At 53.6% G+C, this 13,583-nt stretch carries 13 protein-coding genes; 9 read left to right on the top strand and 4 right to left on the bottom strand.

Translation table 11 applies throughout. The features are described 5' to 3' along the window. The first annotated feature begins 283 nt into the window (after positions 1-283). From rhaB to rhaM, 4 genes are read left to right on the top strand one after another with little or no spacing between them, the layout of a single operon-like run. The gene (rhaB, locus tag FCN45_RS09925) at positions 284-1,756 is read left to right on the top strand and encodes a rhamnulokinase (protein WP_137385831.1); all 1,473 of its coding nucleotides are present in this window, start codon (positions 284-286) and stop codon (positions 1,754-1,756) included. Further along, a complete protein-coding gene (locus FCN45_RS09920; protein ID WP_137385830.1) occupies positions 1,749-3,005 on the top strand; it encodes an L-rhamnose isomerase in 1,257 nt (418 codons plus the stop codon). The genes rhaB and FCN45_RS09920 overlap by 8 nt, the downstream gene beginning before the upstream one ends. 10 nt (positions 3,006-3,015) lie before the next feature. After that, a complete protein-coding gene (rhaD, locus tag FCN45_RS09915; protein ID WP_137385829.1) occupies positions 3,016-3,858 on the top strand; it encodes a rhamnulose-1-phosphate aldolase in 843 nt (280 codons plus the stop codon). Further along, positions 3,848-4,162, top strand: a complete 315-nt coding sequence (rhaM, locus tag FCN45_RS09910; protein ID WP_008108878.1) for an L-rhamnose mutarotase — start codon at positions 3,848-3,850, stop codon at positions 4,160-4,162. Before rhaD ends, rhaM begins: the two co-directional genes overlap by 11 nt. 67 nt (positions 4,163-4,229) lie before the next feature. On the opposite strand, the gene FCN45_RS09905 is transcribed toward rhaM, so the two are convergent. Beyond that, positions 4,230-4,883, bottom strand: a complete 654-nt coding sequence (locus tag FCN45_RS09905; protein WP_137385828.1) for a TetR/AcrR family transcriptional regulator — start codon at positions 4,881-4,883, stop codon at positions 4,230-4,232. A gap of 295 nt (positions 4,884-5,178) precedes the next feature. Here FCN45_RS09905 and FCN45_RS09900 point away from each other — a divergent pair, with 295 nt between their 5' ends. Then, positions 5,179-5,436 carry a YdgH/BhsA/McbA-like domain containing protein gene (locus FCN45_RS09900; protein ID WP_101764345.1) on the top strand — a complete coding sequence of 86 codons (258 nt, stop codon included), beginning with the start codon at positions 5,179-5,181 and terminating at the stop codon, positions 5,434-5,436. 82 nt (positions 5,437-5,518) lie between these two features. Here the strand turns inward: FCN45_RS09900 and FCN45_RS09895 are convergent, their stop codons facing one another. The 3 genes from FCN45_RS09895 to FCN45_RS09885 form a co-directional block, all read right to left on the bottom strand. Next, positions 5,519-6,703, bottom strand: a complete 1,185-nt coding sequence (locus tag FCN45_RS09895; protein ID WP_137385827.1) for a sugar transporter — start codon at positions 6,701-6,703, stop codon at positions 5,519-5,521. Positions 6,704-7,068: 365 nt separating this feature from the next. Next, positions 7,069-7,326 (bottom strand): hypothetical protein, encoded by a 258-nt coding sequence (locus FCN45_RS09890; protein WP_137385826.1) that lies wholly within the window; start codon positions 7,324-7,326, stop codon positions 7,069-7,071. A 168-nt stretch (positions 7,327-7,494) separates the two neighbouring features. Then, on the bottom strand, positions 7,495-8,751 hold the full coding sequence (locus tag FCN45_RS09885; protein ID WP_137385825.1) for an MFS transporter: 1,257 nt from the start codon (positions 8,749-8,751) through the stop codon (positions 7,495-7,497). Between the two features lie 94 nt (positions 8,752-8,845). Here FCN45_RS09885 and FCN45_RS09880 point away from each other — a divergent pair, with 94 nt between their 5' ends. The 4 genes from FCN45_RS09880 to FCN45_RS09865 all read left to right on the top strand — a co-directional run bounded on the left by FCN45_RS09880 (position 8,846) and on the right by FCN45_RS09865 (position 13,453). Continuing rightward, on the top strand, positions 8,846-9,742 hold the full coding sequence (locus FCN45_RS09880) for a LysR family transcriptional regulator (RefSeq protein ID WP_137385824.1): 897 nt from the start codon (positions 8,846-8,848) through the stop codon (positions 9,740-9,742). Between the two features lie 134 nt (positions 9,743-9,876). After that, the gene (locus tag FCN45_RS09875; RefSeq protein ID WP_137385823.1) at positions 9,877-11,094 is read left to right on the top strand and encodes an ROK family protein; all 1,218 of its coding nucleotides are present in this window, start codon (positions 9,877-9,879) and stop codon (positions 11,092-11,094) included. A gap of 102 nt (positions 11,095-11,196) precedes the next feature. Further along, positions 11,197-11,901 (top strand): dethiobiotin synthase, encoded by a 705-nt coding sequence (gene bioD / locus FCN45_RS09870; protein WP_137385822.1) that lies wholly within the window; start codon positions 11,197-11,199, stop codon positions 11,899-11,901. A gap of 178 nt (positions 11,902-12,079) precedes the next feature. Next, positions 12,080-13,453 (top strand): nucleobase:cation symporter-2 family protein, encoded by a 1,374-nt coding sequence (locus FCN45_RS09865; protein ID WP_137385821.1) that lies wholly within the window; start codon positions 12,080-12,082, stop codon positions 13,451-13,453. The last annotated feature ends 130 nt before the right edge of the window (positions 13,454-13,583 follow it).

The raw sequence follows: 13,583 nt of genomic DNA, 5'->3' as shown, positions 1-13,583 counted from the left end.
CTCTTAATTAACTCAACCGTTGCCGAGTCTACGCAGGCGCCCCGCACCTTACCTTGAATTTTCATCTTAGTGACGCAGGAAAATGGCTAATTTTTCAAGATCTCACCGGCGATTGACAGAAATGCGGCAAGGCTCACATCTCGCCACTTGTGTGGTTCTGTGAGCTTTCTCACGAACTTCTTTGTCAGCCTGCCAGTGACTATTACGCACTGGCAGTAAGGGGAAGGTGGCAAAAAGCGGAGATTTCTAATCTGTAGTCATCTCATTACAGGAAGAACACGCCATGAGTATGCGTAACATTGTTGCCATTGATTTAGGCGCATCCAGCGGGCGCGTGATGCTCGCACAATGGAGTTCAGCGAATCAGCAGATCAGCCTGCGCGAAGTGCGTCGCTTCACCAATCAGCGTGTGCGCCGTGCAGATTATGATTGTTGGGATTTGGGTCGACTGGAGCAAGAGATTCGTTTAGGGCTGGCCCAGCTTGATGATGAAGGCATTGTGCCGGACAGCATTGGCATCGATACCTGGGGCGTTGATTTGGTGTTGCTGGATGCCAACGGTGAACGCGTCGGCGAGGCGGTAAGTTATCGCGATAAGCGCACAGAAGGGCACATGGCTCAGGCCATTAACGATCTCGGCAAAGGTGCAATCTATCAGCGCACCGGCATTCAATTCTTGCCATTCAACACCCTTTATCAACTGCACGCACTGCATCAGCAGCAGCCAGATTGGCAGGAAAAAGTGCAGTATGCGCTGATGATTCCTGACTATCTGCACTATCGCCTTACCGGCCAGATGAACTGGGAATACACCAATGCCACCACCACACAACTGCTCAATATTCACAGCGGCGAATGGGACAGCGATTTGCTTGCTTGGGCTGGCGTGCCAGCTAAGTGGTTCGGCAAACCCTCATCGCCAGGTAACACTGTCGGTAACTGGACCAGCGCCAGCGGCAACCACGTTCCGGTGATCGCGGTTGCGACTCACGATACGGCGAGCGCGGTTTTGGCCACACCGTTAATGCAGGATGATGCCGCTTATCTCAGCTCGGGAACCTGGTCACTGATGGGGATTGAGAGCTTGCAGCCTTGTGTCAGCACGGCGGCGCTCAATGCCAACGTAACCAATGAAGGTGGAGCAGAAGGCTACCGCGTTCTGAAAAACATTATGGGTTTGTGGCTGCTGCAACGTGTCTGCACTGAGCTGCAAATTACCGATCTCTGTTCGCTGATCAAAGAAGCCGCAAAAGAGCCCGCCTGTTGTGCGCTGGTTAACCCCAATCACAGCCGTTTTATCAATCCAGACAGCATGGTTCAGGAGATTCAAAACGCCTGCGCCGAACAGAACATGCCCGTACCGCAGACGCCGGCTGCGCTGGCTCGCACCATCTTCGACAGTCTGGCCTTACTCTATCGCCAGGTGATTGGCGAACTCGGCACACTGCGCGCGGCACCGCTGCGTCAACTGCATGTGGTGGGCGGCGGCAGTCAGAACCCGCTGTTAAATCAATTGTGTGCCGATGCCTGCCAGCTGCCGGTATTGGCGGGGCCGATTGAAGCCTCGACGCTCGGCAACGTCGGCTGCCAGCTCATTGCTTTGGGCGAACTGCGTGACGTCAGCGATTTACGCCGCTGCATTAGCCAAAACTTCCCGTTAGAAAAATTTGAACCGTTGAACAACAGCGCCTTCGCTGCCAATCAGGCACGCTTTACCGCGCTCAGCCAACCTGCTAAGGAACTTGCATATGACTAAGCTGATTGAACAGGCCTTCGAACTGGCCAAACAACGTTACGCCGCCATCGGTGTGGATGTGGAACAGGTAATGGCGCAGCTGGATGGCATTCCTGTCTCGATGCACTGCTGGCAAGGTGATGACGTGCGCGGCTTCGAAAATCCCAACGGTGAACTGACCGGCGGCATTCAGGCCACCGGCAACTATCCAGGACGAGCACGTAATGCTGATGAGCTGCGCTCTGATGTTGAAAAAGCGATGTCACTCATTCCGGGTGCTAAACGCCTCAATCTGCATGCGATTTATCTGGAGAGCGATAAGCCGGTCGATCGTGATGCGATTGAACCGAAACACTTCAGCAACTGGGTGGAATGGGCCAAAACGCACAAGCTGGGCCTCGATTTTAATCCAAGCTGTTTCTCCCATCCGCTGAGCGCCGATGGTTTTACATTGTCACACGCCGACAAAGGGATTCGTCAGTTCTGGATCGATCACTGCAAGGCCAGCCGTCGTATCTCTGCACACTTTGGTGAGCAACTGGGTACCGCATCCGTTATGAATATCTGGGTGCCGGACGGAATGAAAGATCTCACCGTCGATCGTTTAGGACCGCGTCAACGCCTGGCGAGTGCGCTTGATGAAGTGATCAGTGAAAAACTCAATCCTGCGCACCACATTGATGCGGTAGAGAGCAAACTGTTTGGCATTGGCGCAGAAAGCTACACCGTGGGTTCCAATGAATTCTGCCTGGGTTATGCCAGTAGCCGTCAGACCGCGCTGACTCTGGATGCCGGCCACTTCCATCCAACCGAAGTGATTTCCGACAAAATTTCCACGGCCATGCTCTATGTGCCGCGCCTGCTGCTGCACGTAAGCCGTCCGGTGCGCTGGGACAGCGATCACGTGGTGATTCTCGACGATGAAACCCAGGCCATCGCTACCGAGATTGCGCGCCACAAACTGTTCGACAAAGTGTATATCGGTCTCGACTTCTTCGATGCGTCAATCAACCGCATCGCGGCGTGGGTAATTGGGACACGTAATGCCAAAAAAGCGCTGCTGCGTGCTCTGCTGGAACCTACCGATCAGTTACGCAAGCTGGAGAGCGAAGGGGATTACACCGGCCGCCTGGCGATGCTGGAAGAACAAAAATCGTTGCCGTGGCAAGCCGTGTGGGAAGCCTGGTGTCTGCGCCACGATGTCCCTGCTGATGCCAGCTGGCTGAGCGAAGTCCGTCATTATGAACAACAAACACTGCGTCAACGTTAAGGGACACACCATGCAAAATATTCTCTCTTCCGCTTTTGTTCAGGGAATGGTTAAAGCGACCAGCGACATGTGGTTGAAAGGCTGGGATGAGCGTAATGGCGGCAACGTCAGCTTACGTTTACTGCCAGAACAAGTTAAAGATTTCGCCGGTGATTTCTACGCCGAGCCGCGCTGTATCGAGCTAACCAAACCTGCTCCAGCGCTGGCCAATGATTGGTTCCTGGTCACCGGATCGGGTAAGTTTTTCCGTAACGTTCAGATCGACCCGGCCGACTGTCTGGCGCTGCTGCAGGTCGATGACAAAGGCTTGTCATACAAAATCCATTGGGGTTTGAGTAATGGCGGCCTGCCAACGTCAGAGCTGGCAGCACACTTTCAGTCGCACAGCGTGCGCAAGCAGGTTTCAAACGGTGTTGATCGCGTCATCATGCACTGCCACGCCACCAACTTTATGGCGCTGAGCTATGTGGTCGATCTGGATTCCGCACGCTTCACACGACTGCTGTGGGAAGGCAGCACCGAATGTCTGGTGGTGTTCCCGGATGGCGTCGGTATTCTGCCGTGGATGGTGCCAGGCACCGACGGAATTGGTCAGGCAACAGCCGACGCGATGGCAAACCACAGCATTGTGATGTGGCCGTTCCATGGCATCTTTGGCGCCGGTCCAAACCTCGATGAGACCTTTGGCCTGATCGACACTGCGGAGAAATCCTCCGAAGTGGTGGTGAAAGCCCTGTCGATGGGTGGCATTCGTCAAAGCATCACCACTGAGCAACTGATCGCACTGGGTGAGCGCTTCAACGTTAAGCCGTGGCAAGCCGCTCTGCAGGCGGAGCGCAGCGATGTTGCGTAAAGCCTTTGTGATGCAGGTGCATGCACACTGCCACGATGAGTATCTGCGCCGTCACACGCCAATTTGGCCGGAGCTGGCCGAGACGTTAAAAGCGCATGGCGCGCACAATTACGCTATCTGGCTGGATGCTGAACGTAATCTGCTGTTTGCCAGCGTGGAAATTGAGTCTGAAGCGCGCTGGGAAGCCGTGGCAAAAACGGAGGTGTGTCAGCGCTGGTGGGCATCCATGAAGGATTTAATGCCATCCAATCCGGATAACAGTCCGGTGAGTGCGGCGTTAAAACCGATGTTTTTCCTGCCTTAACGCTCGCTCGCCTCACCGCTCGAATAGAGGCAGTAATTTCAGGCCGACAGGGAAGTCGGCCTGAATTTTATTTGGTGCTCAACTCACAATATCCCGCCAGAGCAGGCCAGATTGCCATCTGCGTATCTACAATCTGGTCAAGATCCTCTCGATTGGCCCCTTCACGCGCACGTACCGACATGCCCTGCAGTAAACACGCCAGATAGCTGGCTAGGGTTGCACTATTGGCACATTGCGGTAATTCACCGCGCTGCTGCCGGGTATCAAGGAATGCTTTTAACGCTGATTCCTGCGAATGATGCTGCTGCGCCAGCATTTGCGCCACTTCTTCCGAGCCGGAAGAGAGCGCGCTCGACGTACAAATGAAGAAACAGCCTGCTGGCTTATCACATTCAGTAAAGCACGCGGCGGTTGCCCGAAAATAGGCTTCAATTGCCGTTTTCACGTCTGATGCATCATCGTTCAGCACTGCTTTACGTTGTGCGCTGAAGGTTTCAATGTATCGCTGCATCGCCGCACGGAATAAACCCTCTTTATTCTCAAATTCAGCATAAAGGGTTGGGGCTTTCGCACCGGTAGCGTTAACCAAATCGGACAGCGAAGTGCCTTCATAGCCATGCGCCCAGAACAACATCAATGCCTTGTCCAGGGCATCGTTGCGATCAAACACTTTCGGACGGCCGCGCGTTTTCCTGTTCACCACATCGATAACTTCTGTCATTGGGCACCTCAAAGCGTAGAAACACCCAATTAAATTACCGATCATTAAATAAATATGCAAGCGCAGCCCGGAATGAGCCTGTTCGTCTTTGCCCGTTTGTGCTTTTGGCTGGCGACAGCACCCAAATGGATAAGTCATAAAGGGCTGGGAAGCCCATAATCACGCCACTTCCGATTAAAATAATGACCGTTAATAAAATGATTGACGCGCTGACCCTTTCGGCAGTAGCATTTAATTAACGGTTGTTAACTTAATCGCGACCGACCCCAATTCATCTGTTTAAGAGAGCAAAATTATGAAAAGCATCAAACTGACTTTGGCCGCTGTAGCATTGTCTTCAATCGCGTTTGGTAGCATGGCTGCAGACTTAGTAAACGAAGCGCCGCTGAATCAACAACAAATTGGTGTTGTTAGCGCATCAGGTAGCACCAACCTGACATCGCTGGAGAATCAGCTAGCGGAAAAGGCCAGTGCTGCCGGAGCAAAGTCATTCCGCATCACTTCGACCTCTGGCAACAACAAGCTAAATGGCACAGCAGTAATTTATAACTAAGAGAATTGAGCGGAGGGCAATTTAGCATTCCGCAGGAAGTGAATAAAAGGCTTCAGAAGATAACCTTCTGAAGCTTTTTTTCTTATCCGTTTGAACGCAGCTGAGGATAGCGGCGGAAGATAGCGATACACCAGAACAGTGCGGCAAGGCCAATAATGCCGCCGACGTTACCGACATCAGACATTTGCATATGCAAACTGACCTGATTACCCAGTAGCGCACCCGCGCCGATACCGATGTTATAGATACCCGAGAACAGCGACATCGCGACGTCGGTGGCATCCGGTGCCAGCGCCAAAACGCGCACCTGCATCGCCAGACCAATCATCATCATTGCCATGCCCCAAACGATGCACAGCACGGTGATTGCAGCGGGACGTACTGCAGCAAACACCAGCAAGCCCATGCTTAGCGTGATCATCGCAATCGCGGCGATCAGCATCGCAGAAGGGAATCTATTGCCCAGCGTACTAAACAGCACGCTGCCGAGAATGCCCGCTGATCCAAACAGCAGTAACAGCAGCGTGGTGAAATTGTCATCGGCATTGGCTACCACCTGCATAAACGGTTCGATGTAGCTGTAAGCGGTGTAATGCGCCGTCACCACCACGGTAACCAGAACGTACATTGCCACCAGCGCCGGACGGCGGAATAGCATCGGAACGCTGCTCAGTGAACCCGTGTGCTCGCTCGGCAGACGCGGCAGTATGCGCATCAGCAAAATCAGCAATACCAAAGCAGACAAGCCGATCATGCCAAAAGTAGTGCGCCAGCCAAGATATTGACCGACGATACGCCCAATCGGCACGCCCAGCACCATCGCCAGCGCGGTACCGGTTGCCAGCATACTCAACGCCTGAGTTTTCTTGCCTGCAGGCGCCACGCGAATGGCCAGCGAAGCGGTAATTGACCAGAACACGGCGTGCGCTAAGGCAATACCGATGCGCGAGATAACCAGTGAGGTGAAATCCCATGCCAAAGACGAGAGCAAATGGCTGGCAACAAACACGATGAACAACACGGCCAATAGCAGGCGACGCTCAATATTGCGCGTTAACAGCATTAGCGGCAGCGACAATAGCGCGACAACCCACGCGTAGATAGTCAGCATGATGCCAACATCGGCAGTCTTCATGTCATAGCTGGCGGCGATATCCGACAGCAGACCGACAGGCACGAATTCTGTGGTGTTAAAGACAAAAGCAGCAATAGCCAGCAGTACAACGCGTAGCCAGGCCGTTTTACGTGAAACAGTAGTAGATTGCATGGAGTTCAAATCAGTCAGACGGCAAATGAAAGGGCAAAAAGCACCCCAGAAAGTGACCGGAGTCACAAATTGCCGCTATTGTGGAGCATTAATGAGCGGAGGGAAACCGTTTGTCGGGCTTTTATTACTGAATATTTTTTATCAAGAGTGGCGTAATTAATAGCCTGAGGTTTTTACGCTTTCTGTCATCAATAAGAGAGCGAGCAAGATTAACAACGGGGGAGAAAGAGGCAACTGGACCTGACGCCACTTTGAGCGCCTTAAGGTCCAGTTATTATTACACTTAAATTTATCGTTATTATGAAACGCCGCAGTTCTACTTAACAAAAGAGTTAGGTCTGCTGACCACTCTCACATCATGATTATCAGAGTCGCACCATGTGTTTTAGTGCCACGCTATTCTGAGTCGTCATGTTTTTTTTTAACCCAACCGGACAGCAGTGCTCGCAGCCCAGCGCGCTGCCATAAAATTTACGCGCTTGCTGAATGGCGGCATTTGGCGTGTAGAAAGTCCCAAGGAAACGGCGTGCCTCATCGGCGGGTAGGTACGGGCATCCCGTTGCATGAACTACATGGTTGTCGTTATAGCCGGCATGCTTATCGACGTAATAATAGAGTCCCATCTATCGTCCTCATTGCTGTGAAATAATAAAAGTCTAACTATTGTTGGAATGGAATGAATTATAGCGACGAATGGCCGTTTTGTTTTATCTGGGACTGTGAGATCACCGGATGGCGTGGACTTGATGAGAGAACGGGGCGCATTAGCCCCGTTTAACAGATGAAAGGTATTACAGTTTCCGGCACTGCAATCGCCAGCCGACCAGCAAAGCCATTAATAGTAGCAAGCTAATGAATGTCGTAACGCCCATCCAGCCATAGCTGTGCCAGAACACGCCGCCCAACGTACCCGCCACGCTGGATCCAACGTAATAGCTAAACAGATAGAGTGACGATGCCTGGCCTTTAGCCCGACGCGCACGCGGGCCAATCCAGCCGCTGGCAACGGAGTGCGCCGCAAAGAATCCGGCGGTGAACAACATCATGCCGGGTAAAATCAGCCACAGTGAGTTAAACGCCGTCAGCAGCAATCCCGTCAGCATAATCGCAGTTGCGCCAATCATCACCGGACCGCGTCCAAAGCGGCTGGTCATCGCGCCAGCTTTCGGTGAACTCCAGGAGCCGGTCAGATAGACCACCGACAGCAATCCCACCACCGCCTGGCTCAGCGACCAGGGCGCACTCAGCAGGCGATAGCCGATGTAGTTGAACAGCGTGACGAACGCGCCCATCAGCAGGAAGCCCTCAGAGAACAGCAGCGGCAATCCTTTGTCGCGCCAGTGCAAACGGAAGTTGATCAGCAAACTACGCGGACGCAGCGAAGCTGGACGGAAATGACGCGACGCAGGCAGGATTTTCCAAAACATCAGCGCGCCCGCCAACGCGAAACAGCCAATCACGCCCACCGCAACGCGCCACGAGAAGAAATCGGTCAATACGCCCGTCAACAGGCGTCCGCTCATGCCGCCAATCGAGTTACCGCTGATGTACAGCCCCATGGAAAAGGCGATAACGCGTGGATGAATCTCTTCACTCAGATAGGTCATGCCAACCGCCGCAACCCCGCTCAGTGACAAACCAATCAGCGCGCGCATCAGCAAAATCCCCTGCCAGCTGCTCATGGTGGCGGAAATCAAGGTACAGATAGCCGCGAGCAACAGCGCGGTAACCATCACCGATTTACGCCCAATCGCATCTGACAGCGGCCCGGTAAACAGCAATCCCAATGCCATTAAGCCGGTCGATAGCGAGAGAGAAATACTGCTTTGCGCTGGAGAAACACCAAACTGTTGCGATAACACCGGCAAAATGGGCTGCACGCAATACAGCAGGGCGAAAGTGGCAAGACCGGCGGAGAACAGCGCCAGCGTCACGCGCATAAACTGCGGCGATCCGCGTTCAATCCATTCTGAAGGGGTTGCAGCTGGAGCAGGCTTTACGGACAACTCGTCTTCATCGAGTATCACCGCCTGAGAAGAGCGACTCACGGAACATCCTCGTTTGAACAATCATGCCGTTACTGTAGGAAAGGGCGAATAGGTTGTACAATATATTAATAATCTCAAATGAGACTTTTAAAGTATGAATGTTGAGTTGCGTCATTTACGCTATTTCGTTGCCGTCGCGGAGGAACTGCATTTTGGCCGCGCCGCGCAGCGCCTGAATATTTCGCAACCGCCGCTGAGTCAGCAGATTCAGCAACTGGAGCAGGAAATTGGCGCCCAGCTTTTTACCCGCACCAATCGCAGCGTACAGATCACGCCCGCCGGCGCGCTGTTTTTGCAGGATGCGCGTGCCATTTTGTTACAGGTGGAGCAGGCCACCCGCCGCGCCGCACGCGTGCACAGTGGGCAGGAGGGCGAGTTGCGCATCGGCTTTACCTCCTCAGCGCCGTTTACCGGTCTGGTTTCTGACGCGCTGTACCAATTCCGTCAGCGTTGGCCAGAAGTACACATTCAGATGCAGGAGAACAACACGCGGCAGCAGCTTGCGCCACTTCATGATGCTCGACTCGATCTTGGTGTGATGCGCAATACGCCGCTGCCCAGCGATCTGCAGCACCGCGTGTTACTGCGTGAGCCGCTATGCGCGGTAGTGCATTGGGCGCATCCGCTGGCCGATGCAGAGTCGATTTCCATTCAGGCATTAGCCAACGAGCCGTTTGTATTTTTCGATCCGCAGGGCGGCACTGCGTTATACGGTGAAATCCTGGCGCTGCTGCATCGCTATCAAATCAAACCTTTTATTACGCAGGAAGTGGGCGAGGCGATGACCATCCTTGGTCTGGTGGCGACCGGACTCGGCGTTTCCATTTTGCCGGCGTCATTCAGCCGTGCACGTCTGGCCGATGTGGTGTGGATCCCTTTGCAGGAGAGCGACGCGATTTCTGAAGTTTGGCTGGTCTGGTCGGCGACGCGAGAACCGACGGCGCAAATGACCAATATGATGTCGCTGATGCTGCAAAATGCAGAGAATTGAGTCCGCAGTTGAATGAGGGCCCAAACTTTATGTGCGATAAATCACATTTCTAATCAAATATTTGACGCTGCTGGTCAATCTGCATCACCATAGCTGCTGTTTATTTAGAAGCGCGAAAATAATGGGAGCAGGGCGTGAATCTGTACAGTCAACCTGGTCATATTGATCAGATAAAACAGACCAACGCAGGTGTGGTTTACCGACTGATTGACCTTTACGGCCCGATTTCGCGTATTGAGCTTTCTAAACGTGCCCAGTTAGCACCCGCCAGCATTACCAAAATCGTGCGTGAAATGCTCGATGCCCATCTGGTTCAGGAAACTGAATTTCAGGAGCCGGGCAGTCGCGGTCGTCCCGCGATTGGTTTGATCCTCGATACGCTCGCCTGGCACTATCTCGCCGTGCGCATTCAGCCCGGATTCATTACGCTGACGCTGCGCGATCTCAGCAGCCGCGCGCTGCAGGAAGATCGCCTGCCGCTGCACGCCAGCGCCGACAAACCACTGCTGCAAACCTTGCACGAGACAGTGAATGACTTCTTTATTCGCCACCAAAGCAAGCTGGAGCGTTTGACCGCCATCGCCATTACCTTGCCAGGATTGATCAACGCCGCTTCTGGCGTGGTCCATCGTATGCCGGGTTATGACGTGCAGGATATGCCGCTGGGAGAAACGCTGGCGCAGCGCACCGGTCTGCCGGTGTTCGTGCAGCATGATATTTCCGCCTGGACGTTAGCCGAAGCGCTGTTTGGCGCATCCAGTGGCGCGCAACATGTGATTCAGATTGTGATTGATGAAACCGTCGGCGCGGGCGTGATCAGCGGCGGACAACTGCTGCACAAAAATGGTCGTACGCTGGTGGAAATTGGTCATACGCAAATCGATCCTTACGGCCAGCAGTGTTATTGCGGCAATAACGGCTGTCTTGAAACCGTCGCCAGCATCGGAAGCTTGCTCACTCTCACCGCCCAGCGTTTGCCGTCGCAGCCGGACAGTGTATTGCATCAGACGCCGTTGACGATTGAGAGCTTATGCGCAGCCGCGCAGCAGGGCGATCGCCTGGCGCGTGATGTGATTGCGGGCGTCGGACATCATATTGGCCGCATGCTGGCGATGATGGTGAATATCTTTAATCCTCAACAAATCCTTATCGGTTCGCCGCTCAATCAGGCCGCCGATGTGCTGTTCCCTGCGGTGAGCAGTACCATCCGACAACAGGCGTTGCCCGCATACAGCAGTGAAATTCAGCTCACACCAACGGCTTTCAGCGATCCCGGCACCTTTGGCGGCGCCGCACTGATAAAAGACGCGCTCTATAGCGGCCATTTATTGGTAAAACTGTTGCAGGGATAATTACAGCTCACCTTAAGTTTGTCCTAACGCAATCTGCCCGTGAAAACATTTCCTTAAACTGCCTCCTTCGCACGTTACACATCGCTTTAATGAAGGAGGAGAATGGTGAAAACGCTTTTTGTCACCGGTACCGACACCGCGGTGGGTAAAACCGTGGTATCACGCGCGTTATTGCAGTGCTTTGCCAAGGCGAATCTGTGCGCCGCAGGCTTCAAACCTGTCGCCAAAAGCGCGCAACTTACAACTGAAGGCTTACGTAATAAAGATGCCCTGTTATTACAGCAAGCTTCAGGTATCGCTCTCGATTATTCCGCCGTCAATCCTATCGCCTTACAAGAGGATGAAATCAGCACCAGCGCGTCGCAGCGTATAGATTATCCGTTGCTCAGCCGCAGTCTAAACGATTTGCAGCAGCGCGCCGCGCGCGTAGTGGTAGAAGGCACCGGCGGCTGGCGCAGTTTAATGAACGACTTACAGCCTTTGTCCCACTGGGTGCGGCAGGAACATTTACCCGTTGTGTTGGTAGTCGGCATTAAGGAAGGTTGCATCAGCCACGCTTTACTGACCGCCGAGGCGATTGCGCAGGATGGATTGCGACTCGTGGGTTGGATAGCCAACCGTATTAATCCCAGTCTGGCGCATTACGCTGAAATTATTGATGTTTTGAGAGAAAAGCTAGGCGCACCTTTACTAGGCGAGTTGCCTTATCTGCCGCGCGCAGAACAGCGGGAACTGAGTGGTTATCTGGATGTTTCACTGCTCGATGAAAATTTTACGCACGACAACAGTGCAAAGCCTGCGGCTTGATGAAACAAAAAGCCGCAAATGATCAATGGCTGAATCTAAGATTTCAGATTCAGCCCTCCTCTTTACTGAATTAATTGCCAGAATATTCAATATCTTACTTCCAATTTTTAATAAACCCCTTGTTCTGGCGTGATTCATGCATCAGCAGCTCTGATGAATATCTTGCCGGAGCACCTGTATGTCGCAATCAGATGAGAAAGGTTTGTTGTATGGGCTGAATGACCGCATCGGTCCATTGCCTGCATTTTGTGCCGCACTGCAACATGTGCTGGCCAGCGTAGTGGGCATCATTACGCCGCCGCTGATTATTGGTTCCGTGTTGGGATTACAGGCATGGATCCCTTATCTGATCAGTATGTCACTGCTCGTTTCCGGTCTCGGTACTTTCCTGCAGGCGCGCCGCTTTATGGGCATTGGCGCAGGTATGATCTGCCTGCAGGGCACCAGCTTTGCCTTTCTCGGGGTGATTCTGTCGGGCGGATTGATGGTCAAAGCGCGCGGCGGATCGCCAGAAGAGATCATGGCGATGATCTTTGGTTGCAACCTGGTGGCGGCGATGATTCCGATGTTGATCAGCCGCTGCATCGCGCCATTACGCAAAGTGTTGACGCCGGTGGTTACCGGCACCGTTATTACCTTAATTGGTATCAGCCTGATCAAAGTCAGCATCACCGATTGGGCTGGCGGCCATAACGCCAGCGATTTTGGCGCGCCCGGCAATCTGGCGCTCGGTGCCTTGACGCTGCTGGTGATTATCGTACTTAACCGTTCGCAAAATCGCTGGACGCGGCTGGTTGCGGTGGTGGCCGGCATTGCTGCGGGCTGTATCGCCGCAGCGTTAACCGGCCATCTCACCCTCAAGCCAATGGGCGATACGCCGTGGCTGGTAATGCCGGCGCTATTCCGTTTTGGTTTTGCCTTCGACTGGACCATCTTCATTCCCATCGCGCTGGTATCGGTGATAGCCGTGATTGAAGCGGTGGGCGACCTCACGGCGAACTGCATGTTGTCGCAGCAGCCGATTGAAGGCGAAGCGTTTGAGCGCCGCATGCAGGGCGGTATTTTCGCCGATGGCATCAGCTGCTTGCTCGCCGCCGTGTTCTCTGCCTTTCCCAACACCACTTTTGCGCAAAATAATGGCGTCATCCAAATGACCGGCGTTGCCAGCCGTTATGTTGGCATGGTGATCGGCGTGATGCTGGTGCTGCTCGGTATGTTCCCGGCGATTGGCTATATGCTGCAGCAGATTCCACCGCCGGTACTGGGCGGCGCGACCATCGTGATGTTTGGTAGCGTGGTGGCGGCTGGTATCCGTGTGATGACGCAAACGCCACTTGGCCGTCGCGAGATGCTGATTGTTGCCGTGTCGTTTGGTATCGGTTTGGGTGTCGAAGCGGTACCTGAAGTGCTGAAACAGTTCCCGACACTGATCAGCAACCTGTTTGGTCACGCGGTGACTACCGGCGGGATACTGGCGATTATTTTGAATGTCGTGCTGCCTTCAGAGCGTAGCGAAGCGGTAGCGGTAAATACCGCTGAGGAATCACGCTAACAAAGCGCACGTAGTCAAATAGCCGAGGGGCATATGGCAGAGGAGTAAAGCATCCCGCGCCAGGGAAGGCGCGGGCTGAGCCTCAGGGATGATTTATGGCGACTTTACGATCTGCCATATGCCCCTCGGC

The sequence above is a fragment of the Pantoea sp. SO10 genome, from assembly GCF_005281435.1.
In the GTDB taxonomy this organism is placed as follows: domain Bacteria; phylum Pseudomonadota; class Gammaproteobacteria; order Enterobacterales; family Enterobacteriaceae; genus Pantoea; species Pantoea leporis.
Note: the sequence above shows the minus strand (reverse complement) of the source record. Positions and strands in the feature narration are given on the sequence as shown.

What these genes read in the sequence shown, in the direction of transcription:
- FCN45_RS09890 (WP_137385826.1), bottom strand. Translation starts at nt 7,326, where the DNA reads ATGGGACTCTATTATTACGTCGATAAGCATGCCGGCTATAACGACAAC.
- rhaB (WP_137385831.1), top strand. Translation starts at nt 284, where the DNA reads ATGAGTATGCGTAACATTGTTGCCATTGATTTAGGCGCATCCAGCGGG.
- bioD (WP_137385822.1), top strand. Translation starts at nt 11,197, where the DNA reads ATGGTGAAAACGCTTTTTGTCACCGGTACCGACACCGCGGTGGGTAAA.
- FCN45_RS09880 (WP_137385824.1), top strand. Translation starts at nt 8,846, where the DNA reads ATGAATGTTGAGTTGCGTCATTTACGCTATTTCGTTGCCGTCGCGGAG.
- FCN45_RS09895 (WP_137385827.1), bottom strand. Translation starts at nt 6,703, where the DNA reads ATGCAATCTACTACTGTTTCACGTAAAACGGCCTGGCTACGCGTTGTA.
- rhaD (WP_137385829.1), top strand. Translation starts at nt 3,016, where the DNA reads ATGCAAAATATTCTCTCTTCCGCTTTTGTTCAGGGAATGGTTAAAGCG.
- FCN45_RS09905 (WP_137385828.1), bottom strand. Translation starts at nt 4,883, where the DNA reads ATGACAGAAGTTATCGATGTGGTGAACAGGAAAACGCGCGGCCGTCCG.
- FCN45_RS09865 (WP_137385821.1), top strand. Translation starts at nt 12,080, where the DNA reads ATGTCGCAATCAGATGAGAAAGGTTTGTTGTATGGGCTGAATGACCGC.
- FCN45_RS09920 (WP_137385830.1), top strand. Translation starts at nt 1,749, where the DNA reads ATGACTAAGCTGATTGAACAGGCCTTCGAACTGGCCAAACAACGTTAC.
- rhaM (WP_008108878.1), top strand. Translation starts at nt 3,848, where the DNA reads ATGTTGCGTAAAGCCTTTGTGATGCAGGTGCATGCACACTGCCACGAT.
- FCN45_RS09900 (WP_101764345.1), top strand. Translation starts at nt 5,179, where the DNA reads ATGAAAAGCATCAAACTGACTTTGGCCGCTGTAGCATTGTCTTCAATC.